This is a genomic window from Desulfovibrio intestinivivus, assembly GCF_053570665.1.
The window spans coordinates 36,741-62,513 of record NZ_JBRBQT010000002.1 but is presented as its reverse complement, the minus strand read 5'-3'; the positions used below and the strand labels follow the sequence as shown (position 1 = coordinate 62,513).

16 protein-coding genes are annotated in these 25,773 nt (G+C 59.7%); 4 read left to right on the top strand and 12 right to left on the bottom strand.

Annotated features, from left to right (window positions below; all coding sequences use genetic code 11):
• From ACUZ9P_RS14625 to ACUZ9P_RS14600, 6 genes are all read right to left on the bottom strand, one after another.
• Positions 1–1,263 carry a DNA polymerase IV gene (locus tag ACUZ9P_RS14625; RefSeq protein WP_449250298.1) on the bottom strand — a complete coding sequence of 421 codons (1,263 nt, stop codon included), beginning with the start codon at positions 1,261–1,263 and terminating at the stop codon, positions 1–3.
• A 347-nt stretch (positions 1,264–1,610) separates the two neighbouring features.
• Complete coding sequence (locus ACUZ9P_RS14620; protein WP_022659933.1) at positions 1,611–3,299, bottom strand: cation:proton antiporter; 1,689 nt, start codon at positions 3,297–3,299, stop codon at positions 1,611–1,613.
• A 132-nt stretch (positions 3,300–3,431) separates the two neighbouring features.
• A complete protein-coding gene (locus ACUZ9P_RS14615; protein ID WP_449250297.1) occupies positions 3,432–3,845 on the bottom strand; it encodes a secondary thiamine-phosphate synthase enzyme YjbQ in 414 nt (137 codons plus the stop codon).
• Positions 3,846–3,852: 7 nt separating this feature from the next.
• On the bottom strand, positions 3,853–5,040 hold the full coding sequence (locus ACUZ9P_RS14610; protein ID WP_449250296.1) for an ATP-grasp domain-containing protein: 1,188 nt from the start codon (positions 5,038–5,040) through the stop codon (positions 3,853–3,855).
• Entirely contained in the window at positions 5,037–6,371 is a 1,335-nt protein-coding gene (locus ACUZ9P_RS14605) for a homoserine dehydrogenase (protein ID WP_449250295.1), read from the bottom strand. Before ACUZ9P_RS14605 ends, ACUZ9P_RS14610 begins: the two co-directional genes overlap by 4 nt.
• Before the next feature lie 437 nt (positions 6,372–6,808).
• Positions 6,809–7,990 (bottom strand): aminotransferase class I/II-fold pyridoxal phosphate-dependent enzyme, encoded by a 1,182-nt coding sequence (locus tag ACUZ9P_RS14600; protein WP_022659937.1) that lies wholly within the window; start codon positions 7,988–7,990, stop codon positions 6,809–6,811.
• A 332-nt stretch (positions 7,991–8,322) separates the two neighbouring features.
• Here ACUZ9P_RS14600 and mtnA point away from each other — a divergent pair, with 332 nt between their 5' ends.
• From mtnA to mgtA, 4 genes are all read left to right on the top strand, one after another.
• Positions 8,323–9,411 carry an S-methyl-5-thioribose-1-phosphate isomerase gene (gene mtnA / locus ACUZ9P_RS14595; protein ID WP_449250294.1) on the top strand — a complete coding sequence of 363 codons (1,089 nt, stop codon included), beginning with the start codon at positions 8,323–8,325 and terminating at the stop codon, positions 9,409–9,411.
• Between the two features lie 9 nt (positions 9,412–9,420).
• Positions 9,421–11,448, top strand: a complete 2,028-nt coding sequence (locus ACUZ9P_RS14590) for a TIGR04326 family surface carbohydrate biosynthesis protein (protein ID WP_449250293.1) — start codon at positions 9,421–9,423, stop codon at positions 11,446–11,448.
• Positions 11,445–11,918 carry a C-GCAxxG-C-C family (seleno)protein gene (locus ACUZ9P_RS14585; RefSeq protein WP_449250292.1) on the top strand — a complete coding sequence of 158 codons (474 nt, stop codon included), beginning with the start codon at positions 11,445–11,447 and terminating at the stop codon, positions 11,916–11,918. The genes ACUZ9P_RS14590 and ACUZ9P_RS14585 overlap by 4 nt, the downstream gene beginning before the upstream one ends.
• 274 nt (positions 11,919–12,192) lie before the next feature.
• The gene (gene mgtA, locus ACUZ9P_RS14580) at positions 12,193–14,952 is read left to right on the top strand and encodes a magnesium-translocating P-type ATPase (RefSeq protein ID WP_449250291.1); all 2,760 of its coding nucleotides are present in this window, start codon (positions 12,193–12,195) and stop codon (positions 14,950–14,952) included.
• Positions 14,953–15,087: 135 nt separating this feature from the next.
• On the opposite strand, the gene ACUZ9P_RS14575 is transcribed toward mgtA, so the two are convergent.
• The 6 genes from ACUZ9P_RS14575 to ACUZ9P_RS14550 form a co-directional block, all read right to left on the bottom strand.
• Positions 15,088–16,290, bottom strand: a complete 1,203-nt coding sequence (locus ACUZ9P_RS14575) for an alpha/beta hydrolase family protein (protein ID WP_449250290.1) — start codon at positions 16,288–16,290, stop codon at positions 15,088–15,090.
• A 160-nt stretch (positions 16,291–16,450) separates the two neighbouring features.
• Positions 16,451–18,493: a methyl-accepting chemotaxis protein gene (locus ACUZ9P_RS14570; RefSeq protein ID WP_449250289.1), complete on the bottom strand. Its 2,043-nt coding sequence runs from the start codon at positions 18,491–18,493 to the stop codon at positions 16,451–16,453.
• Between the two features lie 403 nt (positions 18,494–18,896).
• Positions 18,897–20,939: a methyl-accepting chemotaxis protein gene (locus ACUZ9P_RS14565; protein WP_449250288.1), complete on the bottom strand. Its 2,043-nt coding sequence runs from the start codon at positions 20,937–20,939 to the stop codon at positions 18,897–18,899.
• A gap of 257 nt (positions 20,940–21,196) precedes the next feature.
• Positions 21,197–22,642: a threonine synthase gene (gene thrC, locus ACUZ9P_RS14560; RefSeq protein WP_449250287.1), complete on the bottom strand. Its 1,446-nt coding sequence runs from the start codon at positions 22,640–22,642 to the stop codon at positions 21,197–21,199.
• A gap of 156 nt (positions 22,643–22,798) precedes the next feature.
• Entirely contained in the window at positions 22,799–23,413 is a 615-nt protein-coding gene (gene plsY / locus ACUZ9P_RS14555; protein ID WP_298998282.1) for a glycerol-3-phosphate 1-O-acyltransferase PlsY, read from the bottom strand.
• A 152-nt stretch (positions 23,414–23,565) separates the two neighbouring features.
• Positions 23,566–25,716 (bottom strand): ribonuclease catalytic domain-containing protein, encoded by a 2,151-nt coding sequence (locus ACUZ9P_RS14550; protein WP_449250286.1) that lies wholly within the window; start codon positions 25,714–25,716, stop codon positions 23,566–23,568.
• Between the last annotated feature and the right edge of the window lie 57 nt (positions 25,717–25,773).

Sequence of the window (25,773 nt, the reverse complement as noted above, 5' to 3'; positions counted from 1 at the left end):
CTATTCTTCACTGTCAGATTCTTTTGTATCCGTCGTGCCTGCATCCCCGGCGCTATCCGGGGTAAGCGCGGCATCTGCCTTTTTTTCCGCAGGCGTAAACAGCCGCCCGCGCTGCACCGCCTTGTTGCCAAAGCGGCCGCGCAGATCGTCCAGCGCGGCATCGAGTTTTTGCCTTCTGGCCTCGACCTGCGGGTCCAGCCCCTGAGTTGCTGGCTTGACCGCGCCCGGCAAGACCAATTGCGCCACAGGTGCGTCAAAACCTGAAACCCCAAGGCCTATAAGCCGTACAGGCTGCGGCAGGGGCAGCTCGCGCAGCAGGGCGCAGCCCACCTCAAAAATGGTTTCCGTGGCGTTTATGCCCTCCGGCAGGGTGCGCGAACGGGTAACCTGCCGGAAATCCGTATATTTGACCTTGAGCGTCACCGTGCGGCCCCGGTAACCATGCCGCCGCAACGAGGCCCCCACGCGCTCTGCATGGGCCAGCAGCATGCGCTGCAAAAAATCCCGGTCGCGCGTGTCCTCGGTAAAGGTGCATTCCGCACTTTCGCTTTTTGCGGCGCGCTCGGTTTCTATGCCGCGCGGGTCGCGCCCGTGCACGCGCTCGTACAACACGCCGCCCCACTTGCCGTATTTGCGCAGCATGAAGTCCAGACTGTAGCGGCGCAACTGCCCCACAGTTCTCACACCCAGACCTTGCAGACTCTCAACCATGCGCTTGCCCACGCCGGGAATCTTGCCCACGGGCAAAGTCGCCAGAAAATCATCCACTTCTTCGGGCCGCAGTATGAACATGCCATCGGGCTTGTTGATGTCTGAACATATTTTGGCAAGAAATTTCACCGGCGCTGCCCCGGCGGAGCAGGTGAGCCCGCCCGTAGCCTCGCGCACACGCTCCTTGATGCGCTGAAGCAGTTCTTCCAGCGAGCCGAACAGACGTTCAAGGCCTGTGGCATCCACATAGGCCTCATCCACGCTGGCCTGCTCCACAAGGGGCGAAAACTCGCCAAGGGCCGCCATGACCGCCCGCGAAAGCTCGGCATAGCGCGAGTGGCGGCCACGCACCACAATGCCCTGCGGGCAGAGCCTGCGGGCCGTTGCCATGGGCATGGCGGAATGCACCCCAAAAACGCGCGCCTCGTAAGAACAGGTGGAAACCACGCCCCTCTGCTCGCCGCCCACAATGACGGGCTTGCCGCGCAAGGACGGGTCGTCCATCTGCTCTACCGATGCAAAAAAGGCATCCATGTCGATATGGATAATCATGACAACATTCCGGGCGCTGGTTTCACTGCGGTGTAAGGTGGTGAAGATGATTGAAGTCTTGTGATTTTTCTTTGCGATTCACGTTAATACACTACAATTTCTGCGTAATTTTTTCTCGATCAAAGATTTACGTTTAAAAAGATGGATTTTGTCCTCTGGCAAGGAAAAGGCCCGTTTCAGGACAGCAACCAACAGTAACGGCAGTCGCGGTTCACACAAGAGAAATTTTGCTCTCCGGCAAGGAAGAACGTTTTTTTGCGCAAGGAGTGTACAAAAAAGGTACTCGACTGAAGCTAAAAAACGTTCTGACGCAGCCAGAGAACAAAAGAGCCTTGTGCGAACCGCGACTAGTCGAGCTTCTCGCGCACACGTTCCAGTTCCGTCTGCACATACGCTTCCGGCGCACCCGCCGAACGCAGCAAGTACTCCGCCATGGCCAGCGCAACTTCACGCTCGCCGCTGAACACAGCATCCACGCCTTTCTCGCGCAGTGAGCGGGCCTCGCTCACAAAAGCTGTGTGCGCCAGAATGCGCGCATGCGGATTGACCGCGCGCGCTATGGGCGTCACTTCGCCAGCAGGGATGCTGGGGGTTGTCAGCAGCAGCGCCTCGGCCTTTTCCAGGCCAGCTTCGCGCAGCACTTCGGCCTGCATGGCATCGCCGTGCACCACGGGTACCCCTTCGCTGCGCAAAAGCCGCACAGTGTCGATATTCATTTCCACAACCACGGGCAGCATGCGGCTGTCCTGCAAAATGCGGCAGCAACTGCGGCCAACGGGGCCGTAGCCCACCACAACCACCCGCCCTCGGGTGCCTTCGTCCGGCACGATCAGGCAGGCCGAAGGTTCGGCAACGTTGCCGCGCTTGCGCTTCTCCCACCACAGCCCCAGATCCTTGGCCTTGCGGTACAGCATGGGGTTGAACGTGATGGAAATGATGGCCGCAGGAATGAGCGCATTGTTCACCCTCTGGTCAAAAACCCCAAGGCTGATGCCAAGACCCGCAAGAATAAAAGTAAATTCACCCACCTGCGACAGGGAGGCGGCCACGGGCAGCCCCAGCTTGAGAGGCTTGCGGAACAAACTTGTCATCAGCAGCGCCCCAAGGGGCTTCACAATCATGATGACAAAAAGAGTCGCCAGCATGAGGGGCCAGTCCTGCGCCAGCGAGGCGGGATCAAAGAGCATGCCCACAGACACAAAAAACAGCACGGCAAAGGCATCGCGCAGGGGCAGGGCTTCGGCGGCGGCACGGGCGCTGAACTCGGACTGCCCTACAACCATGCCAGCCAAAAAAGCGCCAAGCGCCATGGACGCTCCAAAAAACTCCGCCGCCGCCACGGCAATGCCAAGGGCCAGAGCCAGCACCGCAAGGGTAAACAGATCGCGGGTTCCCGTGCGGGCAACATAGCCCAGAAACAACGGGATAAGCTTTTGCCCGGCCACAAGCGTAAACACGGAGAGCGCCGCCAGTTTGAGCAGGGTCATGCCCAGGGCGCTCCAGAATTCGCCGCCCGGAGAAAGAACCGAAGGCAGGAGCACAAGCAGCAGGATGGTAAAGATATCTTCCACCACCAGCCAGCCCAGGGCCACATGCCCGGTGGTATTGTGCAGGTCATGGTTATCGGCAAGTACACGGGTAAGCACCACGGTGCTGGCAACAGAAATAGCCATGCCGTAGACCGCGCCGGACAGCAGATCAAAGCCGAAAAAATGCAACAGCCCCATGCTTGCCAGCGTTGCCAGCGATATCTGCGCCGCTGCGCCGCCAGTGGCAATGGCCCCCACGGCCAGCAGATCCTTGAGGTGAAAATGCAGGCCCACGCCAAACATCAGCAGGATAACGCCGATCTCAGCGCACTGGGCCGCCGTGGACGCATCGGCCACAAAGCCGGGGGAGTGAGGGCCTACGATGATGCCTGCGAGCAGATAGCCCACAAGCGGGGAAAGGCGCAGTTTCTGCGTGATAAAACCAAGAACCAGAGCGGCGGAAAGCCCCCCGGCAAGCGTAAGAATAAGATCTACGTCATGGGGCATGGATTGTGCTCCTTTGAGGCCATGAAAAGGCAGGCCGCAAACAGCTGAATGCCCGCTCTAGAGCTGTTAACGAATGGAATGCGTTAACTGCTCCGCAAGGATTTTCCTGAAAAAGCCTTGCCACGAAATGCTCTAGTCGTCGGACTTCAGCCATTGCAGCCACAGGTTGCGTCGGCGGGGGCCGTCGCCCTCGCACAGGTAAACAGATTGCCAGGTGCCAAGGCACAGTTCGCCCTTCTCCACAATCAGCAGGAGGGATGGCCCATGCAGGGTGGTTTTTATGTGGGCATCACTGTTGCCCTCAGCGTGGCGGTAATCGCCATGCTCCGGAGCAAGGCGGCTAAAAAAGGCCAGCATGTCGCGCCGCACGTCAGGGTCTGCGCCTTCGTTGACCGTGAGGCCGCAAGTGGTGTGCGGGCAAAACAGAGCCAGAGCGCCGCTCTGCCAGCGGCCATCTGCGGCCTTGCGACGCACCAGCGAGCGTAGCTCCGCCGTGACGTCGACCATCTCGCAACGGCTGCGGGTGCTTATTTCAAGAGTTTCCACGGCTGCCTCAACTTGTGAATTCCAGCAGGTCGGAGCGGGCTATGCGGTCCAGCTCTTCACGCTGGTTTTCCGGCGTTTCGGTAAAGAGAAAACCAAACAGCCCGTAGCGCGTGAAATCGCTTTTGCGCACATGCAGCACACGGGCAAAGCCCCGGCTCAATGCCTCGTAATCAAAGTTGCGCACGGGCGGGCAGTTTTCCGGCTTGTTCAGCACAATGAGGGTGTAGAGCTTACCTTCGCGCCCTGCCAGAGCCTTGTCCCAATCGGGCCGCCGCCCTTCCAGAAAGCAGCCGTAGGTGTGGAAGCCCCAGGAAAACAGGGTGACGTCCGTGCAGCACCAGCCCGCAAAACGCAGGGCATTGAATTCTATGGGCCGTATACGTCCCTGGGCATCACGCCGCAGCTCCACATGGGTGGGAAAATTCCGCAGACCCAGCAAGGAGTTAACCTTGTTGAACCATGCCTCGAACTCCGCAAGGTGTGAGCGTACCACAGAAGCGCCCGTGTAGTACAGGCGGTCGCTCACGTCCGAAGCGGAAGCAAATTCGTGCCGCAGGATGTTGCAGATCACGGCCTGCCCCTGTGCGTCAAAGTACACATCCACGGCGTATTCATCGCCGTCAATGTATTCCTCTATGAGCCAGTCTTCGCTGTCCACCACGCTGTCTGGATACTGCTCGCGCCAGTGCGTTGCTTCCTGCTCAATGACGGCAAGGGCGGCCTGCCAGTCTTCGCGGGTGCGCACAATGCGCACGCCCAGGCTGAAAAAGCCCACAGAAGGCTTGACCACGCAGGGCAGGCGCAGTTCTTCAAAAGGCAGGTGGCGCAGGGCATCAAGGCTGAGTCTGCGATAGAAATAATCATCGTAGAGGGGGCGCAGCAACTCGCGGGTCCTGGCCTTGTTCTTGAGCTTTTCAATGCCGCTGACAAGCTCGGCATTGTCCACATGGTCGCAAACCCAGGCCAGGGAATTTTCCGAGCAGGTATAGATGCGCGGGGGCGCGCAGTCCGGGCAGGGCTTCCGGCCCTGGACCGCAAATTCCGCTTCCGGTATGAGGTTCAGGGGCGCTGCGCCAGAAAGCGCGCGGGCGCGGGACAAGTCCCGCGCCACAGCATTGTCGAGCACCGGTTCCCGCCGGGCTGCCGCGTAGTCGAGCAGCTCTGGCGAGACGTATGGTTCATCAAAAATTATCATGCTCCTCCCAACACGCGGAAGTACACCGCGGGTTCCTTGAGCAGGCCGGCGTCCATGGTGCGCTGGAGGGCGTCGCTCATGGCGCGGGCCGTGGTTTCGTGGGTCATGAAGACCAGCGGCACGCCGTTGCCTTCATCGCTCTTCTGGATGACCTGAGCCATGCTGATGCCCTCGGCGGCCATGCAGCCCGAAAGATCACGCAGCACGCCGGGGGTGTCCTGCACCATGACGCGCACGTAGTAGCACGAGCGCCATTCTTCCGGCGGCACTATGGAGGCCTTGGGCAGTTCCTTGCCTACAAAGCCGGTGTTGTTGGGGCGTTCATCGCGGGCAACGGCCAGCAGATCGCCCAGCACGGCCCCGGCTGTGGGCAGATCGCCCGCGCCGCGCCCGTGGAAAAACAGCGGGCCGGAAGCGTTGGCGTCCACCCGAACGGCGTTGTACACGCCGCCCACGCGGGCAAGCAAAAATTTGTGGTACACTAGGGCGGGGAACACCCCGGCCTCAAGCCGGATGTTGCCTTCAGCCTCGGCACCCTCGGCGCCGGGCACCTCGCGCACCTGACCAATGAGCTTGATGCGGTAGCCAAATTCGCGCGCAAGGCGGATATCCATGCCAGAAAGCCCGCGAATGCCGCGCACCGAAAGGGCCGTGTAGGGATAGTGCACCCCGTAGGCCAGACGGATAAGCAGAATAAGCTTGTGGGCGGCATCATGACCGTCAATGTCCAGCGTGGGATCGGCCTCGGCATAGCCCAGCTGCTGGGCCTGCTTGAGCGCAACGTCAAAATCCATGCCATTGCTGGTCATTTCAGACAAAATATAGTTGCTGGTGCCGTTGAGAATGCCCATGAGCGATTCAATCCGGTTGCCCGTGAGGCTTTCCTTCAGCGTTTCCACAATGGGGATGGCCCCGGCCACGCTGGCTTCGTAGCGCAGGATGCGCTTTTTGCGGTCAGCCTTCTGGAACAGGGCCAGACCTTCCTCGGCCAGCAGGGCCTTGTTGGCGGTGACGATGTGCTTGCCCTGATCAAGGGCGCGGTCGATGATGGTGCGGGCATTGTCGATGCCGCCGATCAGTTCCACCAGCACGTCAATTTCAGGATCATCGGTAAGCGCGCGGTAATCGGTGGTTAGCTCGGTTCCGGCTGGCAACGGGGCGCTGCGGGCCTTGGTGGCGTTGCGCACAAGCACCTTTTTGAGCACGATGTCGCGCCCGCAACGGCGGCGAATAAGATCGGCGTTTTCGTCAAGCAGACGCACAAGGCCGCCGCCCACGGTGCCGAATCCGGCAAGGCCCACTACCAGGGGTTTATCGCTGTTCTTTGTCATGTCGCCTCCGAATCTGCTGCCTAACCCCGGTCTGTCCGCCGCGGGCCTGCGCGGTTGTTGGCCATGTGCGGCCTTATGGTTGCTGCGGCGGGGCCGGAAAACCTCCCGACCCCGCCGATTTCAGTAATTCTGACCTCGCTTCTTACCGTCCGAAAAAACGGCTTTTGAAAGCGAAATTTTGTTCCCTGGCAAGAAAACGACCCGTTTCAGGCCAGGGATAGTACATGCTGGTGCAGACCTGGACTGAAACGGGCCGTTGACGCTGTCCAGGGGGCAAAAGATACTTTCAAAACCTGTTTTGCCATCCTGCGAATTTTTGCCTTCCGGCAAGGAATGCGGGCTTTTTATGCAGGGAGTGTACTCTGATGGTACTCGACCGGAATAAAAAGACCGCCTGACGCCGCCGGAAGCAAAAAGGCGCGGAGTGCGAAACAGGTTTAGTCGGAGACGCCCGACAACAACCGCCGCATACTGCTAATAGCCTGCCGCGTGCGTTGATCGTTTTCAATCAGGGCAAAACGCACGTATTCGTCGCCGTAGGAGCCGAAGCCCAGGCCAGGCGAAACAGCCACGTGGGCCTCCTGCAACAGCAGCTTGGAGAATTCCACGGAGCCCATCTTGCGGAAGGGTTCGGGAATGTGCGCCCACACAAACATGGTCGCCTTGGGCGAAGGTGTTTCCCAGCCGATGCGGTTCAGGCCTTCGATGAGGCGGTCGCGCCGTTCCTGATATACATCGCGGATCTGGTGCACGCAGTCTTCGGGGCCGTTGAGGGCCACGGTGGAGGCAATCTGGATGGGCTGGAACATGCCGTAATCCAGATAGCTCTTGATGCGCGCCAGGGCATGAATAAGATCCTTGTTGCCCACGGCAAAACCCACGCGCCAGCCGGGCATGGAATAGCTCTTGGACAGGGAGTAGAATTCCACGCCCACATCCTTGGCGCCCTTGGCCTGCAAAAAGCTGGGGGCCTTGTAGCCGTCAAAAACCAGATCGGCGTAAGCCAGATCATGCACAACCCAGATGTGGTTTTCCTTGGCGAAGTCCACAATCTTCTGGAAGAATTCCAGATCCGTCACTTCGGTGGTGGGGTTGTGCGGATAGCAGATGAAAAGCACCTTGGGCTTGGGCCAGGCCTGACGCATGGCGGCCTCAAGGTCTTCAAAAAAGTTGCGGCCAGGGCCGATGGGCACGCTGCGCACGTCCGCGCCTGCAATGATGGGCGCGTACTTGTGGATGGGGTAGGTCGGGTCGGGTGCGAGCACCACATCGCCGGGCTCAAGAATAGCCAGCGAAAGGTGGGCCAGGCCTTCCTTGGAACCCAGGGTCACGATGGCTTCGCTGTCAGGGTCGAGCTGCACGCCGTAGTGGCGGGCATAGCGATCACAGATGGCTTTGCGCAGGTTCGGAATACCGCGCGAAAGCGAGTAGCGGTGGTTCACCGGCTTCTGTGCTGCCTCAACAAGCTTTTCGACGATGGGTGCGGGCGTTGCGATGTCCGGATTGCCCATGCTGAAGTCCACGATGTCGATATTCTGCCGACGCAGCCGCATTTTGAGGTCTCCCACCACCGCAAAAACATAGGGGGGGAGGCGGCGAATCCGCGAAAACTCTTCCATGTCTGATAGCTCCTAAGTTGATCGACATGCAGTCTGTCCCATGCGCTCGCAACAGGTCACGCCCGCACCATGCAGGCATGGACTCCACCCTGCCGCGCAGCCCCACAGGAAGCCCGTGCGTTTACCGGGCGCTCACATCGCGCCGGAAACGATTTTGTCAAGCCGCAGCATAGCCAGCCGCGCGCCTGTTTGTAAAGCATTGCGGGCCGCAGAACCCCTTGAGGGGGCATGTTTTTTATATGGTTTACGGCGAAATGCCGCCAACTGCGCTTTGCCTTCAGCGCATAGTTGTGTATCCTTGATAAATATCTCGAATCCTGCGGAGGCAAACCATGGAAGATCATATTCGCTTTGACAGGCAAAATCTTGCGCTGCACCTGCTTGACCAGCGCTTGCTGCCAGAGCAGGAAACCGAAGTGATCTGCCGCAATACAGACGACATTGTATCGGCTTTACAAACCATGGTTGTGCGCGGGGCTCCGGCCATTGGCGTCACTGCGGCCTGGGGCTGCGCCCTTGCGCTGAACGAAACCAGCGGCCCCGGCTGGGCCACCCAGCTTGAAGAACTGCTCGACCGCATTGCCAATGCCCGACCCACCGCCGTAAACCTGCGCTGGGCCGTTGAACGCATGCGCAGATGCTGGTGGAAGGGCATGAACAGCGGACGCGGCGACCGCGCCCCCCTGCTCGCGGCCTTTCTTGACGAGGCCGCCAGAATGCAGGCCGAAGATGTGGAAGCATGCAAGACTCTGGGCCGTTTTGGCGCGGATTGCCTGAAAGACGGCGACACCGTGCTCACCCACTGCAATGCTGGCGCCCTGGCCACTGCGGGCTATGGCACGGCGCTTGGGGTTATTCGAGGTGCTGTGGAGCAGGGCAAACGCATCAAGGTTATTGCCGATGAAACACGGCCCTTCCTCCAGGGCGCGCGCCTCACGGCCTGGGAACTGCACAAGGACAATATCCCCGTTACTGTTGCCTGCGACAATGCCTGCGCGCTGCTCATGAGCAAGGGGCTCGTGCAGTCTGTGGTGGTGGGGGCCGACCGCATTGCCGCCAACGGCGACGCGGCCAACAAGATCGGCACCTATGGCGTTGCCCTGCTGGCAAAGCACTTCAATATTCCCTTCTACGTGGCTGCCCCGCTCTCCACCATTGACCCCACAACATCCGACGGCAGCGGCATTCCCATTGAACAGCGCCCGGAACGCGAGGTCACCCACGTGGGTGATACGCGCCTGACACCCGCAGATGTGCCCGTGTACAATTTTGCCTTTGACGTAACCCCTGCAGAGCTTATCACCGGCATCATCACCGAAAAAGGAGTGTTGCAGCCGCCCTACGGCCTTGCCATCTGGGCAGCCCTCAACGAGGCCAGTGCCGCGCCCGAAGCAGAAGACGCCAGGATTAAGGAGCGATAGGGGTTCAGCATGAAAGAGCTTGTTCTTGTCATAGGCCCGATGCTGCCGGATGCGGCGCGCGCGCTGTGCACGGCCCCGGGCTACAGCCCCAACGGCAAGGCCGAAACAGAGTCAGGTAAGGCCCTGCCCGAACGACTTGTTGCGCACTGGGACGGCTGGGAAGCGCCCAGTGGCGAAATTTCGCTGTCTGCGCGCCTGCGTGATGAACTGACGACCATCCGCGCCGAACATATGGCCTGGGCGCACGATTTGGGACGCATGCGCGTTGGCGGCCGCGAGGTGCAGCAGCATCTGCGTTGCGGCGAAAAGCTCTCCATGTGGTGGTGTTCGCTGCTGTACGAACGCCATCCCAAGATGACGCCCGGCCTCTACACTGTTTACAAACTGCGCACCCTTGAGCGCCTCATGGACGAGGGCGGATTTGCCTCCCTGCGCGTTTTTGGCGGGGATGAAGACCTGCGCGCCGCGCTTGCGCGCATGTGCAAATCTGGCCACAGGCTGTTTGCAGGATGCAGCGAAGCTCCGGTTCCGCTTGAGCCCGCCCGCAGCCTGCTGCGCAAGGTTTATGACGCAACGCCTCCTCCCTTGCGCGCGCTGGCCCGCTACGTCCACTGGTGGTGGACTGTGCGCCGCCACCTGCCGCCAGTTTCAGCCAAAAACCCGCTGCCGCCCGCTCAGGGGCAGGCTGCCACCATCGCCACCTACTTTCCCAATGTGGACATGAAGGCTGTGGAAAATGGCCGCTATCGTTCCCGCTACTGGGAAAGCCTGCACGATGCGCTGAACGCCACCGCCGATGCGGAGGCGCAAGAACATGGGAACGCCGGGGAGCATGCCCAGACCGCCGGGCACTTCGTGCGCTGGCTTTTCATCCGCTTTCCTGCGCCCCAGCTCAGTCTGGCCCAGTGTATTGCCCTGCGCGACCGCTTTCGCCGTGAAGGCAGAGACGGCGCGAGCTTCCATTATCTTGAAGAATTTCTGACCACAGGCGACCTCATAGCCGCCCTGTTCCGCTACGCGCGCCTGTGCCTTGCCAGCCTGCGGCTGGAAAAAGAAGCCCGCGCGGCCTTTCATTTTACAGGCTCGCAGATTGATTTCTGGGCCTACCTCGGCCCCTACTGGGCGGAATCGTTCCGGGGCTGGCGCTGCCTTGAACGCTGCCTGCAACACCGGGCATTCAAGCGGTATGCCGCCATGGCAGGCCCGCAGCGCTGGACGCTCTTCCCGCTGGAAAACTGCCCGTGGGAACGCATGCTCACGCAGACCATGCACGAGGCGGACAACGGCCCCGTCATCGGCGCGCAGCATTCCACCATCCGGCCCACAGACTTTCGTTATTTTGACGACCCGCGCACCTTTACGGGAGAACTGGCCGCTTTCCAGCCCGACATGGTGCGGGGCAACGGGCAATCCGCGTGCTCGCAGTGGCGCGAGGCAGGCGTGCCCGCCGAGCGGCTGGGCGAAGTGGAAGCTCTGCGTTACCTCTATCTGGCCGACAAAGACGCGCAAAAGGCCAGCGTTGCTGCGGGCCATGATTCCACGCCTGCTCCCCGGCGTCTGCTGGCTGTAACCAGCTTTTTTGCTGACGAAACCGAGGCCCATCTGGCCCTGCTTGCCCGTTCGCTGCATGCAGGCCTGCTTGACGGCTGGGAAATCCGCGTAAAGCCGCACCCCTACCTGCCCGTTCAGGAAAGGCTCAACGCCTTGCTGGGCCGCCGTGCGCAGGACGTGCAGGTTGTGGATGGCCCCATTGCCGACCAGCTTGCCCCCGGCGTGGTGGTCTGGGCCTCCAACTCCACCACCGTGGCGCTTGAAGCCGCCATCAAGGGGCTGCCCGTCGTGGCCATGCTGCCCACAGACGACTTTGACCTCTGCCCCCTGCAAGATGTAGCCAGCCTGCCGCGCACCGGCAGCGTGGACGATGTGGCCAGCGCGCTGCAAACTGCAGCGCCTCTGCACCTTCCACCTGAATATCTTGACCTGAACGTCGATCTTCCCAGATGGGAAAAACTGCTGCACCTGAGAGGAAAACCATGAGTACGCATGACAGAGTGGCCGCCCTGGTGCGCCACTATTATTGGGACAGAGATCTCAATTGCGCCCGCACGACCCTGCGTTGTCTGGAAAACACACTCCAGGAACCGCTGCACCCGCAGATTTACACTGCCACCGTAGGTTGCCACGGCGCTGGCGGCACAGGCGGGCAGTGCGGTCTTGTGGAGGGCGGCTTGCTGCTTATCGGCCTGCGCGGCGCAGAACTGGGCAAGGAAGAATCCGAAATCGTTGATCTGTGCGCGCAGTTTGCCGCCCTGTTCACTGAACGCTTCGGCAGCCTCTCCTGCAAGGCTTTGCGGCCCGGCGGCATCCACCCCAATGATCCGCCACATCTGTGCGAATCCGTTTCAGTAGACGCCATATGTTTTTTGCATGACTTTCTTGACGAAATGACACATTCCGCCGAGCCCAACCGCAGAAAACATGGATTTAGCGCCGACACGGCGGAATAGGCTTCCGTTTTCCCCCTTTGACAATAATGCCCGGAGCGAATAGGTTCCGCGCAGATGGCCCGTTGCGGCCATACTCTTTTTATGTGTCTGCCCCCTGGCAGGCGGTCACCCTCAACCCTATGGAAGGAGCTTCCTACATGCCGTCCGACAGTTGCCACAGTTCCCCTTCGGAACCTGACAGTTTACGTCGCACCACTCTTTCCACGCCATTCCGTTCCCGTAGCTGAAAATCTTCCTGCGGGTAACGCGTTGCGCGTGCTCCCAGGAGGATTTTATGGTTCTGCGCTCTTTTCTGCCGCACGGCCTTGTTGTGCCGTTTGCCCGTTTTTTTGGCCGCAAAAAAGGCCCCGCCGCACATACCGTCAGTACTGAACTGGTCCGTCAGGCTACAACCCGCCTGCTTGATGCCGCGCGTGTTGAGCCGGACGAAGCATTGCAGACGTTCAACTCCTCGCCCGATGGCCTTTCCCGCCATCAGGTGCATGAGATGCGCCATCAGTACGGTGCCAATATCCTTGCCGCCAAGGGCAGGGACAGCCTGCCCAAACGCCTGTTCACCTCGTTTATCAATCCCTTCAGCGTTGTGCTCCTGCTGCTGGCCTGCATTTCTTTCTTTACCGACTATCTGCTTGTAGCCGCCGGAGAAAAAGACCTCACCGCCGTTATTATCGTGATGGTCATGGTCTGCATCAGCGGCGTGCTCCATTTCGTGCAGGAGGCCCGCTCCGGCAATGCCGTGGCCCGTCTTGAATCGCTGGTCAAAACCACCATTGAAGTGGTGCGCGAGGGCGAAGGCAAGGAATTGCCCATAAATTCGCTGGTGGTGGGCGATGTGGTGCGCCTGGCCGCAGGCGACATGATCCCCGCCGACATGCGGATTTTGCGGGCAAAGGATCTTTTTGTCAGTCAGTCTTCCCTCACTGGCGAGAGCGAACCGGTGGAAAAGTTCCCCCATGCCCTGCCCGCCGACACTGCCGCCGCCTCGCCCCTTGATTGCGACAATCTGGCCTTCATGGGCAGCAACGTTGTCAGCGGCGCGGCCTACGGCCTTGTGCTGGCTGTTGGCGGAGCGTCGCTTTTCGGCTCTCTGGCGCGCCAGATTGCTGCAACCACCACGCCCACCAGCTTTGACAAAGGCGTGAACTCCGTTTCCTGGCTGCTTTTGCGGTTCATGTTCTGCATGGCCCCGGTGGTGCTTTTTATCAACGGCTTCACCAAGGGCGACTGGGTGGAAGCCGCATTGTTTGCCCTTTCCGTTGCTGTGGGCCTTACGCCCGAAATGCTGCCCACCGTGGTATCCGCCAATCTGGTGCGCGGAGCCGTGTTTATGGCCCGCAAAAAGGTTATTGCCCGCCGCCTCAACGCCATCCAGAACCTTGGGGCCATGGACGTGCTGTGTACCGACAAGACGGGCACCCTTACGCAAGACAGGATTGTGCTTGAGTATTCGCTCGACATTCACGGCGCGGAAGACGCCCGAGTGCTGCGCCACGCCTTTTTGAACAGCTGGTTCCAGACCGGCCTCAAAAACCTGCTCGACGCCGCCATTGTCAACCACGCCGATGAACTGAGCATGCAGCCCCTGCGCAAAGAGTACAGCCTTGTGGACGAAATGCCCTTTGATTTCAGCCGCCGCCGTATGAGCGTTGTGGTGGCCGACACCACGGACAAAACCCAGATCATCACCAAGGGCGCGCTGGAAGAAATGCTCACCGTATGCGCCTATGCCGAATACCACGGGCAGGTCGAACCGCTCACGCCTGAACTCCAGGCGGAAATACTGGAGCGAGTGCGCCGTTACAACAACGACGGCATGCGCGTGGTGGGCGTGGCGCACAAAACCATGTCCGCGCCGGGCGGCGTTTTCTCTGTGGCGGACGAAAAAGATATGGTGTTGCTGGGCTATCTGGCCTTTCTTGATCCGCCCAAGGATTCCGCATCAAAGGCGCTGGCCGCGCTCAACGAACACGGCGTACGCGTAAAGGTGCTGACAGGCGACAACGATGCCGTTACCCGTAGCGTGTGCCGCCAGGTGGGGCTGCAGGGAAAAAACATTCTGCTGGGCGCAGAAATAGAGGGTATGGACGACGCGGCCCTGAAAACTGCCGTTGAGGAAGCCGACATTTTCGCAAAGCTCAGCCCGCGCCAAAAGGCCCGCATTGTGACCTGCCTGCGCGGCAACGGCCATGTGGTGGGCTTTATGGGCGACGGCATCAACGATGCCCCGGCCATGAAGAACGCCGATGTGGGTATTTCCGTAGATTCCGCCGTGGATGTGGCGCGGGAATCCGCGGGCGTCATCCTGCTGGAAAAAGACCTCACCGTGCTTGAGGCCGGCGTGATGGAAGGCCGCCGCACCTATGCGAATATAATCAAATACATCAAGATTACGGTAAGTTCAAACTTCGGCAACATGTTTTCCGTGCTGGCGGCCAGCGTGTTTCTGCCGTTCTTGCCCATGACGCCCCTACAGATTCTGGTGCTCAACCTGCTCTACGATGTCTCCTGCACGGCCATGCCCTGGGACAATGTGGACGAGGACTTTTTGCGCAAGCCCCGCAACTGGGACACGGACAGCATCCGCAGGTTTATGTTCTGGCTCGGGCCTACCAGCTCGGTCTTTGACCTCACAACCTACGCCCTGCTGTTCTGGGTGATCTGCCCTGCCGTGGTGCCCATGCCCGCAGGCGGCTGGCAAGCCATGAGCAGTACCGATCAGGCGAGCTTTGCCGCCCTGTTTCAGGCGGGCTGGTTTGTGGAATCGCTGTGGACGCAGACCATGGTCATTCACATGCTGCGCACCCCGGGCATCCCCCTGCTGCACAGCCGCGCCGCATGGCAGGTGACCCTGTTCACGGGCCTTGGCGTTGCTGTGGGCACAGCCATTCCCTTTACCACTCTGGGGCAGGGGCTGGATATGGGCGCGCTGCCCGCCAGCTACTTCCCCTGGCTGGCGGCAGTGCTTGCGGGTTATCTGACCCTCGCCACGCTGGTAAAGGGAGCCTTTATGCGCCGCTACAACACCTGGTTATAACAAGAACTGCGGTCAGGGGGCTGGTTTCCAACCTCCTGACCGCAGCACGAAAAGAAACCGGAACTATCTGATTTTTGCAGTGTCCTTTGCTCTCAGGCAAAGCTTTCTGATGCAGCCAGCGGGCAAAAGAGCTGTTTAGCGTTTGCTGTCAAAAAAATCCTTCTGATCCCCCACTCCATACAAAAACCCACCTCGGTGGTCGGCGGTGTCGCCAGCATACACGGCTTCAGCCCTGGCTCCCCCTGCGGTGATGGTGTAGCCCACGGCAAGGGTGGACACATAGGGCGGCATGACTTCATCCACCTTGCCGTAATAGTAGCGGCAAGGCGTTGCCGAGCGCCACATGAAGGCCTGATTGTCTCGCAATCTGCGAAAAAAGGTATCCATACCCGCCGAGGATTGCGCCATAACTTCCTCTTGCACCAGGTCGGCAATCTTGGCGGGTATCTGCGGTTGCAACTCTTCCCAACCGATCTTGTTCTCGTAGAAATCACGGCAAACAGCCTGATACTCTGGCTTGATGATGGTCTGGGGCAGGCCGGGCATGTCGTAATAGTAGGCGTAGGAATAGGTAAACAGAATAACGCTGCCAGCGAGCCACGTGGCGTCAAGCGCTGAGGGGTTGTTTATCCAGCGGGTCAGCAACAGGTACAGATCGGCTGGCGTAGCCGCCGTTGCCGCCGCCTTGACGGGCATGTTCAGGGATTCGAGCCGATGGCGGAACTGCTGGGTGCTCCAGCTGCCCTGCGACCAGCCACTAAGATAGAGGCAATCCTCTTCAATACCCAGATCAGCAAGCACCGCTCGGGCGGCAAAAAGCATATCCATGCAGGCCTGCACTGTTGACTCGCGCACCATGTAGCTGTCCGGCTCTGTGGAATCACCCTTGCCGATGTAGTCCGCGCCTATCACCACATAGCCGTTCCCCGCCAGCCGCGCGGTGACAATGCGTGTTTCGTCCGATTCCTCGGGGCGGGAGGGCACTGCCGTGCGGGTAAATACCGTGCCGTGCTGATATGAGACCACGGGCAGCTTTTTTTGCGTAGTTTGCGGCACCGCCACAAGGCCGGAAGCCAGCGTGGGCCGATTGCCCTGTTCCGGAATCATGGTTGTATACAGCACCTTGTACAGGCTCACGCCATTGGCGGCTTGCGGGTACTGCATCTTGAAATTGCTGAAGGTCGCCACTTCTGACGTAAGAATTTTGTTCAGCCGTTCAACGCTGTAGTCGCCGATGTGCGTATAGCGCACGCCGGAGGCTACGTCCTTGTAATCTGCCGCGCTGGCAGTCGCCGCCAGCAGCATGAACAAAAGAGCAATGATCGTAGTCTGCCGCATGGAGCCTCCGGGGTTGCTGGTGTTTTTTCCACACTACTGATGCTCTGTTCTTTTGCAAGCCTCTGTGGGCAGCCCAAAAAGCTGACCCGGAAAAACCATATGAAAAGGGGCCCTGCCATGCGGCAAGGCCCCCCCCATATTGGTACTTACAGCCGGGCGGCTAATGCCCGGATTTCATACTGCTGATAAGCCCGCGCAGCACCTGGGCCTGCTGGGCCATGTCTGAAACCGCCCCGGCAGAATGCTGCATGGCGGAGCTGGTTTCTAGCGAAATACGGTTCACGTCTTCAATGGAGCGGTTGATCTCCTCGCTGGTCGAAGACTGTTCTTCCGCGGCGGTGGCGATGGATTGCACCTGCTGGGCCGTAGCGTCCACCAGATTCACAATTTCATGCAGGGCCTCGCCGGAAGTGCCCGCAAGCGTGGTGGCGGTATCAATCATACCCACTACCTGCTCCACGTTGCCCACGTTTTTGCGGGTGCCGTTCTGGATATCGCGGATGGCGTCGCCCACTTCTTTGGTGGCGGTCATGGTCTTTTCCGCCAGTTTGCGCACTTCGTCAGCAACCACGGCAAACCCTCGCCCGGCCTCGCCTGCGCGCGCCGCTTCTATGGCGGCATTGAGCGCCAGCAGGTTGGTTTGGTCTGCAATGTCCGAAATAACACCCAAAATCTGCCCAGTACTCTCGGCCTGCTTGCCGAGCGTGGTCATTTCCGATTTCAACTCCACGGCGCTGGTCTGGATAAGGCTGATATCCTTTATCACGCTGGCCACCACATCCGCGCCGCTTTCAGCCTTGCTCTTGGCGGCCTTGGCGGATTCCGCCGCCTGCCCGGCGTTGCGCGCCACTTCAAGCACGGTGGCGTTCATTTCTTCCATGGCCGTGGCTGTCTCGCCCACGCGCGCGGTCTGGCTTTCAGCGCCGCGACTGGCCTGTTCCACCTGGGCAGAGAGTTCTTCCGAAGCCGTGGTTACGGCCTCCACAACGCCTTCAAGCTCGGTGGCGGCATGCAGCATGCCATCGGCCTTGGCCTGTTCGGCGGCAATGCGGGCGGCTTCGGCTTCCTTTGTTGCGCTGGCTGCGCGTTCTGATTCTTCCTGCGCCAGACGGCTTTTTCCGTCTGCTTCGGCTATTTTGTCTTTAAGGCTGCCCACCATGCTGCGCAGGCTGTCTGCCAGATGACCAATCTCATTACGCCGCACAAGGGTCAGGCTGCGGTCAAGCTCACCCGCCGCCACCGACCGGGCATAGGATTCCAGCTCTTGCAGGGGTTTGACGATTATCTTTTCAAGGGCCAGCAGGGTAATGCCCACAAGCAGCAGAATTGCGGCAAAACCCGCGCCAACCATGAGGTTGCGCTGGCTGTTGGCCGAGGCCTCAATCTCCGCGCGATCCATGGTAATGACAACCTTCCAGTTCCAGCCCGGAACCGGCGCCCACGCCAGCATTTTTACCACGCCGTCACGGGTAAAGGATTCCACGCCTGAAGGCGTGGCAAGAATCTTGGCAATGCCTTCTTCCTTGGAAACATCCTTGAGTACGCGCTCGCTGTCAGGGTGCCCGACCATGACGCCCGTGGGCGCAACAATAAACGGATAGCCCGTTTTACCCAGGTGAATGTCGTTAATGTATTTTTCCATCAGGCCATCAATAGCATAGGCCATGCCCACGCCGCCAAGCACCTTGCCGCTGTCGTCCACTATGGCATCGGCAACGCCCACAATGGGCTTGCCCGTGATCGCACTCTTTGACGGAGTGTCGCTCAGGCCGGGCTTGCCCTTGAAGGTCTCGCGAATGTACTCGCGGTGAGCAAAATTTTTGAGGCTGCCTTCCTTGCCGTGAACACGATTGATCACCTGGGTGCCTTCCGTGTCAAACAGAAAGAAGGAGTTTACTTCGTCTGCCGAGCGCGACATGGCCGAGAGAAAACCTGCGGCCTCGCCATTATCGTGCCGGTTACGCAAATATTCCTTGAGGGCAGGTTGCAGTACGGCTCCGTGTAGCACCATCTGCTGCTGCTCGCCAAAGTCGCCCAGCGACTTGGCGATGGTGCCAGCCAGAAGGCGCATCTGATCTACGCTTGACGTCAGGCTGGCCTCATAGCTGTAGCGGGCGACCACGACAATCAGGGCTGACTGCACCGCAAATACCACCCCGCCCACAAGAAGCATCATTGCCATTCTGATGCTGCGTACCGACATAAACTAGCCTCCTCACTGCAAAACAGATCATTTCGATTCAGACTGTCCACTGCGATCTTGCTAAAAACATCAAATGGAAGGCATTTGCAATATATGTTCCAATATATCAAGATATTTAATTTTACGATTATTACCTGAAATAACTGATAATTCATTGTTATCTGAATCTTGATTCCTTCACGTCACGTTCACATATGTCTACATTTATTAACACTGATATTAAAATAATTAACAGTAATATCTGCACGTGCGCCATGTGGCGGCGGCAAAACGAAGATGAAAAAAGCGGCCCCCACGTGAGCAGGAGCCGCTTGCAGTCAGACGTCAAGCTTGATTTTAAAACACTTCAGCAACAAGTTCAGCCTGGCAGGGCATGCCCGCCGCTGTTCTCCATCATCACTGGCTAGTTTCCGGATTTCATACTGCTGATAAGCCCGCGCAGCACCTGGGCTTGCTGGGCCATTTCTGAAACCGCCCCGGCAGAATGCTGCATGGCGGAGCTGGTCTCAAGCGAGATACGGTTCACGTCTTCAATGGAGCGGTTGATCTCTTCGCTGGTGGAGGATTGTTCTTCCGCAGCAGTGGCGATGGACTGCACCTGCTGGGCCGTGGCGTCCACCAGTTCCACAATTTCGTTCAAGGCCTCGCCCGAGGTGCTCGCAAGCGTGGTGGCGGTGTCAATCATGCCTACAACCTGTTCCACATTGCCCACGTTTTTACGGGTGCCGTTCTGGATATCACGGATGGCGTCGCCCACTTCCTTGGTGGCGGTCATGGTTTTTTCCGCCAGTTTGCGCACCTCATCGGCTACCACGGCAAATCCACGCCCGGCTTCGCCAGCGCGCGCCGCTTCAATGGCGGCATTGAGGGCCAGCAAATTTGTCTGGTCGGCAATGTCCGAAATAACGCCCAGGATCTGCCCCGTGCTCTCGGCCTGCTTGCCGAGCGAGGTCATTTCCGTTTTCAGTTCCACAGCGCTGGTCTGGATGCGGCTGATGTCCTTTACCACGCGGGCCACCACATCGGCACCGCTTTCTGCCTTGCTCTTGGCGGTTTTGGCGGATTCCGCCGCCTGCCCGGCATTGCGCGCCACTTCAAGCACGGTGGCGTTCATTTCTTCCATGGCGGTCGCTGTTTCGCCCACACGGGCAGTCTGGCTTTGAGCACCACGGCTGGCCTGTTCCACCTGGGCCGAAAGTTCTTCCGAAGCCGTGGTTACGGCCTCCACCACGCCTTCAAGCTCGGTGGCGGCATGCAGCATGCCATCGGCCTTGGCCTGTTCGGCAGCCATGCGGGCGGCTTCAGCTTCTTTTGTTGCACTGGCGGCGCGTTCCGATTCTTCCTGCGCCAGACGGCTTTTTTCATCAGCCTCGGCGATCTTGGCCTTGAGACTGCCTACCATGCTGCGCAGGCTGTCAGCCAGATGGCCAATTTCATTGCGCAGGTTGATCGTCAGGGAGGACTCAAGATTGCCGTCCGCAACGTCTGAAGCAAAAGCCTGCAACTGCCGCAAGGGGCGCACAACCACCTTGTCCAGCGCAAACAGGCAAATGCCCACCAGAGACAGGATAGTGATAAAGCCCACCACCAGCATAACGTTACGCTGCTCATGGGCAGGAGCTTCAATTTCATCGCGACTTACTGTCACGCCCACGCGCCAGTTCCAGTTGGGAGCCACATCCCACGCCAGCATGCGTTTCTCGCCGTTACGCATAAATTCTACGCCATTGCCGGAATCAGCCTTGACCATTTCGCTGACGCCCGGTTCCCCGGCCATATCCTTGAGAATAAGCTCGCTGTCCACGTGGCTGATCACAACGCCCTCGGGCGAAACCACAATGACACGGCCAGTTTTACCTATGGTTATGCCCTTGAGGTTTTTGGTCAGGGTGTCTATGTCGTAGGACATGCCAACACCTCCAGCCACTTTTCCTTTGTCGTCAAAAATAGGCGTAGTAACGCTGACTATGAGCTTGCCCGTGGCAATGCTCCTGAGCGGGGCAGAACTGTAACCCGCCTTCCCGGCTAGTGCGGTCTTTATATACTCGCGCTCCGCCAGATCGTTAACCTTGCCCAGTTTACCCTGAGCACACAGAATAACCTGCTTGCCCGAGGCATCAAACAGATAGAGCGTATTTATTTCGGGCGCGGCTTGCGACATGGCGGCAAGAAAAACTTCCGCGCCTTTTTTGTCTTCGCCCGTAAGCAGAAATTCACGCAGTCTCGGTGGTTTGGAAACTCCGTTTATGAACATGCTGAGCTGTGTTCCAAAATCGCCCAGGGATTTGCTTACCGTGTCCGCGGTGAGATCCATTTCGTGAGTGCTCGCCTTAAGGTTCGCCTCATCCCCCATGCGCGTTACGACAACAACCAGAGCCGACTGCACCGCCAGTACCACAATGCTGATGACCAGCAACATGGCAGTTCTGATACTGCGTGAAAACATAAAAACATCCTTTGCGTAATAAACTTATCATCTTAGCACATTGATCCTTGGTGATTCATATGCGGCACCTCCCATTTCGGGAGGATGATAATTCCCCAAGAGATCACGCCATGCAGCCCGCAACGCGGCTATTTTTTCAAATACCACGCAATCTACGTACCAGAGCAGGGGCGGCATTCCGCACAGCAAAAAAGAAGCGGCAGCGCAACAGATCTGCGCTGCCGCTTCTTTGATTATCGGCTTCTAAAATATAAACTTTACTTTTTTTGTAAAGAAAGTCGCCCAGCCACGGCATCCGCCCCCATGCGGGCAAATTCGGCCACTTCCCGCCCCTGACGGGCACTTTCGGGCAGGAGCAGTTCCGGCTTGTTGGCCAGGCTCTTGTCGGGCGTGACGCCGTATTCCGGCGGGAAGGAGTCGTTGAAATACATGTCCTGAAAACCAGCGAACTTGAGCGCATGGGCCGTCGCGTCAAGCACGGCATGCTCCTTGTCGCTGATCAGGCCAAAGGCCTTGGCGTTCATGAGGCCCGCAAGGCATTCTCCGCCCTGGGTGCAGGCAATGTGGCCGTGACGGTTGGCAACAATCATGGCGTCCATGATCTGCTGCTCGGTCACGCGCACCACCTGAAAGGCCCCTTCGCCGCCCTTTTCGATAAATACCTCCGCCAGCTTGCGCACACGCGGGAAGGAAACGGGGTTGCCGATCATGGCGGCCTGCGCCACGCTGGGCGTGACGGTTACGGGCTGCCAGTGGCGGGCATCCTTGGGCGCATCGTAATAACGCCACACCGGGTCGGCATGCTCTGACTGCACGCCGAACACGCGGGGCAGCGAGGATATGATGCCGAGCTCCAGCATTTTCAAAAATCCGCACATGATGGCCGTGACGTTGCCCGCATTGCCGATGGGCACAAAGAGGCACAGATCAGTCATGTCCCAGCCGTACCACTGGGCTGTTTCATACGCGTAGGATTCCTGCCCGAGGATGCGCCAGCTGTTCTTGGAATTGAGCAGGGCCACGCGGTAATTTTCTGCCAGCAGCTCGACCACCTTCATGCAGTCGTCAAACACGCCGGGCAGTTCAAGCACGGTTGCTCCGCTGCCAAGCGGCTGCGAAAGCTGCTGGGGCGTCACCTTGCCGTGGGGCAGAAGCACCACGCTCTTGAGGGGCGCGCCCACATACGAGGCGTAGAGGGCCGCCGCCGCCGAGGTATCACCAGTGGAGGCGCACACGGTCAGCACTTCGTCCCATTTGTTGCGGCGGCACAGCCACTTGAGGTAGCTGAACGCGCAAGCCATGCCGCGATCCTTAAAGGACGCGCTGGGGTTCTGACCGTCGTTCTTGTAGGCAAAGGGCACGCCCACGCGGTCGCGCAGGGCCGGGGCCGCTTCAATAATCGGCGTGATGCCTTCGCCCAGATACACGATATCGTCTTCGTCCAGCAGGGGAGCAAGCAGCTCGTAAAAACGGAATATCCCCCGAAGCGCGGTGCTGCGGCTGGCGGAGCGGGCGTCAAAAAGCTCGCGCCACTCTGCGCCGCTGCGTTCTTTCAGTTTGTCGAAATCCAGGTTTTCCAGCAGAAACACGCCGCCGCACTGCGGGCAGGTGTACAGCAGGCTGTCGCCGGGATGACGCGCGCCGCAGTCAAGACAAACATACTCCATGCGGCCGCGATAGGCCGGAAAATCCGCATGCGCCATGAGAGAAACTCCTTGATAATGGCATCAGGAAGGGGCTTTGCAATCCCCATCCTCACCTCTGGTCTGCAAAAACACTTTGCGGCCAGGGGCGCTTGTGGCTGTGGCAATGGCGGCACAGAGGGCCGCAACATTGCCGAAATCTGCGGGAAAGCCAGGCTATCCCTTGTCTTCCTGTTTTTCCGAATGCTTGCCCTTGAGCCAGCTGTTTTCTGTTCCTGCACGCAGTCGGGCGATGTTTTCCTTGTGCTTCCAGACCACCACGGCGCACACGCACAGGGCCAAAGGCAGCCAGGCCCACTGGCCGGTAACGGCCAGCGCCACGGCCAGCGCCACGACCAGCGTGAGCGAACCCAGCGAAACAAAGCCGCTGCGCCAGATAACAAGGCAGCACAGGGCCGAGGCCGCTAGCAGATGCCAGAAAGCCAGGGGGAGGAACACGCCAATGCTGGTGGCAACAGCCTTGCCGCCCTTGAACTTCATGAAGCACGAAAAAACGTGCCCAAGCACGCAGGCCAGGCCCACCACGCTCACAAATACGGGCGAGGGATTGATGCGAAAGGCCAGCCACACGGGCACAGCCCCCTTGCAGACGTCGCACGCAAGGGTTGCCACACCCCAGCCAAAGCCGCACAGGCGGGCCACATTGGTGGCCCCGGTGCTGCGGCTGCCGCTTTCACGCGGGTCTATGCGGCAAAAGGTCTTGGCGATAACAAGGCCCCACGGCACAGAACCAAGCACATAGGCCAGAGCAATCCACAATACTTCCAGCATATAATTCTCCGCTGCAAGCCTCTGAAAATACGGGCAGATATGCCCGCAAACCCCAAAAGTCCTCTTAAAAACACAATCTTACATGGCAGCGCAAATACCTGTCGGCGCGCATGCCAAGCAGGGACGCAGCCCGACTGAAGCGAAAGGCTGGTCTAGCCCGCCGTAACCGCTTCCAGAATCATGATTTCATTATACAGGGGCTGCACCTTGCCGATACGCACATCCACGGCAAGGCCGGGGTGCGAGCGCTCGTCAAAAAGCCGCCTTTTACCGCGTACAAACATACCCTGGTCAGGCAGGCTCACGGTAATAAAAGCATCGTTTTCTTCAGTGATGACGCCGTTCCACCAGACTTTGTCGCCCTTCTGGCGGAAGAAGAGCAGCTTCCAGTAGCGCGGGCGGAAGCGCTGCACCTGCCCCGCCGCGTCCAGTGCGGGCGAAAGCACGTTGAGCAGGTCTGTCAGCTCGGCTTCTGTCCAGCGCGGCGCGCCAGTACGGAAAAAATGCACCAACTGTTCTTCGTTGACAAGATCGGGATAACGCCTGAGCGGCGAGGTCACAGGGGTGTAGCGCGCAAGCCCGAGGGCCGCGTGGGGCCGGGCCTGCACCTCAAGGCCTGAGGGCGTGAGCGCGCGCATGATGCGCGTCATGTCCTGCGGCGTCGTCCAGATGCCCGCGTATTCTCTGGGCAGGGCCACATCCTGCACGCGGTGCAGCATGGCGACGCCCTGGTCCGCGGCCCACTGGGCCACAGCGGCGCTGGCAAGGATCATCATTTCCGCCACCAGCATCTGCGCGTCCGAGGCCTGATAATCCAGCCCAACTTCCACGCGCACATCTGCCCCTTCGCCCTCAAGACGTATCACAGGGTCGGGCCTGTCCATGATCACCGCGCCGTCCGCGATGCGGGCGGTCTGCCGCTGACGGGCAAGTTCAAGGCCCAGACGCAGCTGTTCGGCATAGGGCGTGGCCGCGTTCTGCGGCAGGGGTTCGCCTGCGGCCTGCGCGTCAAGCACGGCCTGGCTGTCCACATAGGTCAGGTTAGCGGCAAGGCTGGTCTGCACAACCGAAATCTCGCACTCGCCAAGGGTGCCGTCCGCCGCCACATGCACAAGCACGCTCAGTGCGGGACGCGTCTGGCCCGCCAGCAGCGAGTAGGCGTCCGTGCCCAGCACTTCGGGCAGCATGTGGCAGTCGCCTTCCGGCAGATAGATGCTGGTGCCGCGGTGCAGCACCATCTTGTCCAGCGGCCCGCCAAAATTCCAGAACAGCGAGGGGCAGGCCAGCATGAGGGTCAGGGCCCAGCCGTCGCCCTCCGCCTCCACATGAAAGGCATCGTCCACGTCGCGCGTGGTTGCGCTGTCTATGCTGATGCAGGGCAGATCGCAAACATCAAGACTGCCTGGCTGTCCGTTCTTGGCAAGGACTGCCTGGGGGTCGCGCCCTGCGGCGGCAAGGGAGTCTACCTCATCGGCGCAGGCCTGCCACCATGTGTCGCCCGAGGCATAGCCCGCGCGGTCAAGCCAGAAATTATAGTGCGGCGGCACCTTGCCCCAGGCCACCAGCAGTTGCAGGGGCAGATGCGGCACATCCGGCATGCCCTTGCTCAGGGTGCGCCAGATGTTTTCCCATTCCTGACTTTCAGGATCAATCATGCGGGAAAAAAGAACTTCTTCCAGGCGCTCGGCCACTTCCTGCGAGGGCCATTCGCCAAGGGCAGCGCCCTCGCGCGGGGGCTGGGGCAGCTCGCGCTTGCGGCAGGCAACATCCCACAGAAGGCGCAGAAAGGCGGCTCCGCCTGCAATGAGCGATTCGCGCTCAAGGCGGATTTTCTCCTCGGCCATGCGTTTTTCAACCATGTCGGCAGAAAAAACCTGAAAATCCGGGGGCTGAAAACGAAAATGACTTTTGCAGGCCAGCAGGGCGCGGCCATAGGCAGCCACATGATCGGTGGTGGGGTCGCTTTCAAAAAGCTCGGCAAACCAGCTTGCCGGGGCCGCTTCCACCTCGCCCTGGGCGAGTTCCCACACGTCCATGACGGGGATCTGGACGGCCATATCTTCGCGGTTTTGTCTGTGCGCTTCAAGCACGCGCACTGCGTCTTCCCGCCCCATATCCGCCCCGTGCATGGGCCCTATCCAGGGCAGCAGGCGCGAAGAATTGAGCCGGGTTTCCCTTCTGTTGGGCAACAGCAGCCGCAGCCTGCCCCCGACCTCTTCAGTGACCAGGGCAATCTGCACGGCATTGCCTTCCATATATTCCACCACGCAACCCGGCGCCGGGTAGCGCACACAATCAGACATGCCCGCTCCTTCAGAAAAAGCGCGTCCGCTCTCCCATAGACCGCCGCGCTTGCAGCC

Bases quoted from the DNA above. Each gene is read 5' to 3' on its own strand.
- ACUZ9P_RS14625 (WP_449250298.1), bottom strand. From the start codon at position 1,263: ATGATTATCCATATCGACATGGATGCCTTTTTTGCATCGGTAGAGCAG.
- ACUZ9P_RS14620 (WP_022659933.1), bottom strand. From the start codon at position 3,299: ATGCCCCATGACGTAGATCTTATTCTTACGCTTGCCGGGGGGCTTTCC.
- ACUZ9P_RS14610 (WP_449250296.1), bottom strand. From the start codon at position 5,040: ATGATAATTTTTGATGAACCATACGTCTCGCCAGAGCTGCTCGACTAC.
- ACUZ9P_RS14605 (WP_449250295.1), bottom strand. From the start codon at position 6,371: ATGACAAAGAACAGCGATAAACCCCTGGTAGTGGGCCTTGCCGGATTC.
- ACUZ9P_RS14600 (WP_022659937.1), bottom strand. From the start codon at position 7,990: ATGGAAGAGTTTTCGCGGATTCGCCGCCTCCCCCCCTATGTTTTTGCG.
- mtnA (WP_449250294.1), top strand. From the start codon at position 8,323: ATGGAAGATCATATTCGCTTTGACAGGCAAAATCTTGCGCTGCACCTG.
- ACUZ9P_RS14590 (WP_449250293.1), top strand. From the start codon at position 9,421: ATGAAAGAGCTTGTTCTTGTCATAGGCCCGATGCTGCCGGATGCGGCG.
- ACUZ9P_RS14585 (WP_449250292.1), top strand. From the start codon at position 11,445: ATGAGTACGCATGACAGAGTGGCCGCCCTGGTGCGCCACTATTATTGG.
- mgtA (WP_449250291.1), top strand. From the start codon at position 12,193: ATGGTTCTGCGCTCTTTTCTGCCGCACGGCCTTGTTGTGCCGTTTGCC.
- ACUZ9P_RS14575 (WP_449250290.1), bottom strand. From the start codon at position 16,290: ATGCGGCAGACTACGATCATTGCTCTTTTGTTCATGCTGCTGGCGGCG.
- ACUZ9P_RS14570 (WP_449250289.1), bottom strand. From the start codon at position 18,493: ATGTCGGTACGCAGCATCAGAATGGCAATGATGCTTCTTGTGGGCGGG.
- ACUZ9P_RS14565 (WP_449250288.1), bottom strand. From the start codon at position 20,939: ATGTTTTCACGCAGTATCAGAACTGCCATGTTGCTGGTCATCAGCATT.
- thrC (WP_449250287.1), bottom strand. From the start codon at position 22,642: ATGGCGCATGCGGATTTTCCGGCCTATCGCGGCCGCATGGAGTATGTT.
- plsY (WP_298998282.1), bottom strand. From the start codon at position 23,413: ATGCTGGAAGTATTGTGGATTGCTCTGGCCTATGTGCTTGGTTCTGTG.
- ACUZ9P_RS14550 (WP_449250286.1), bottom strand. From the start codon at position 25,716: ATGTCTGATTGTGTGCGCTACCCGGCGCCGGGTTGCGTGGTGGAATAT.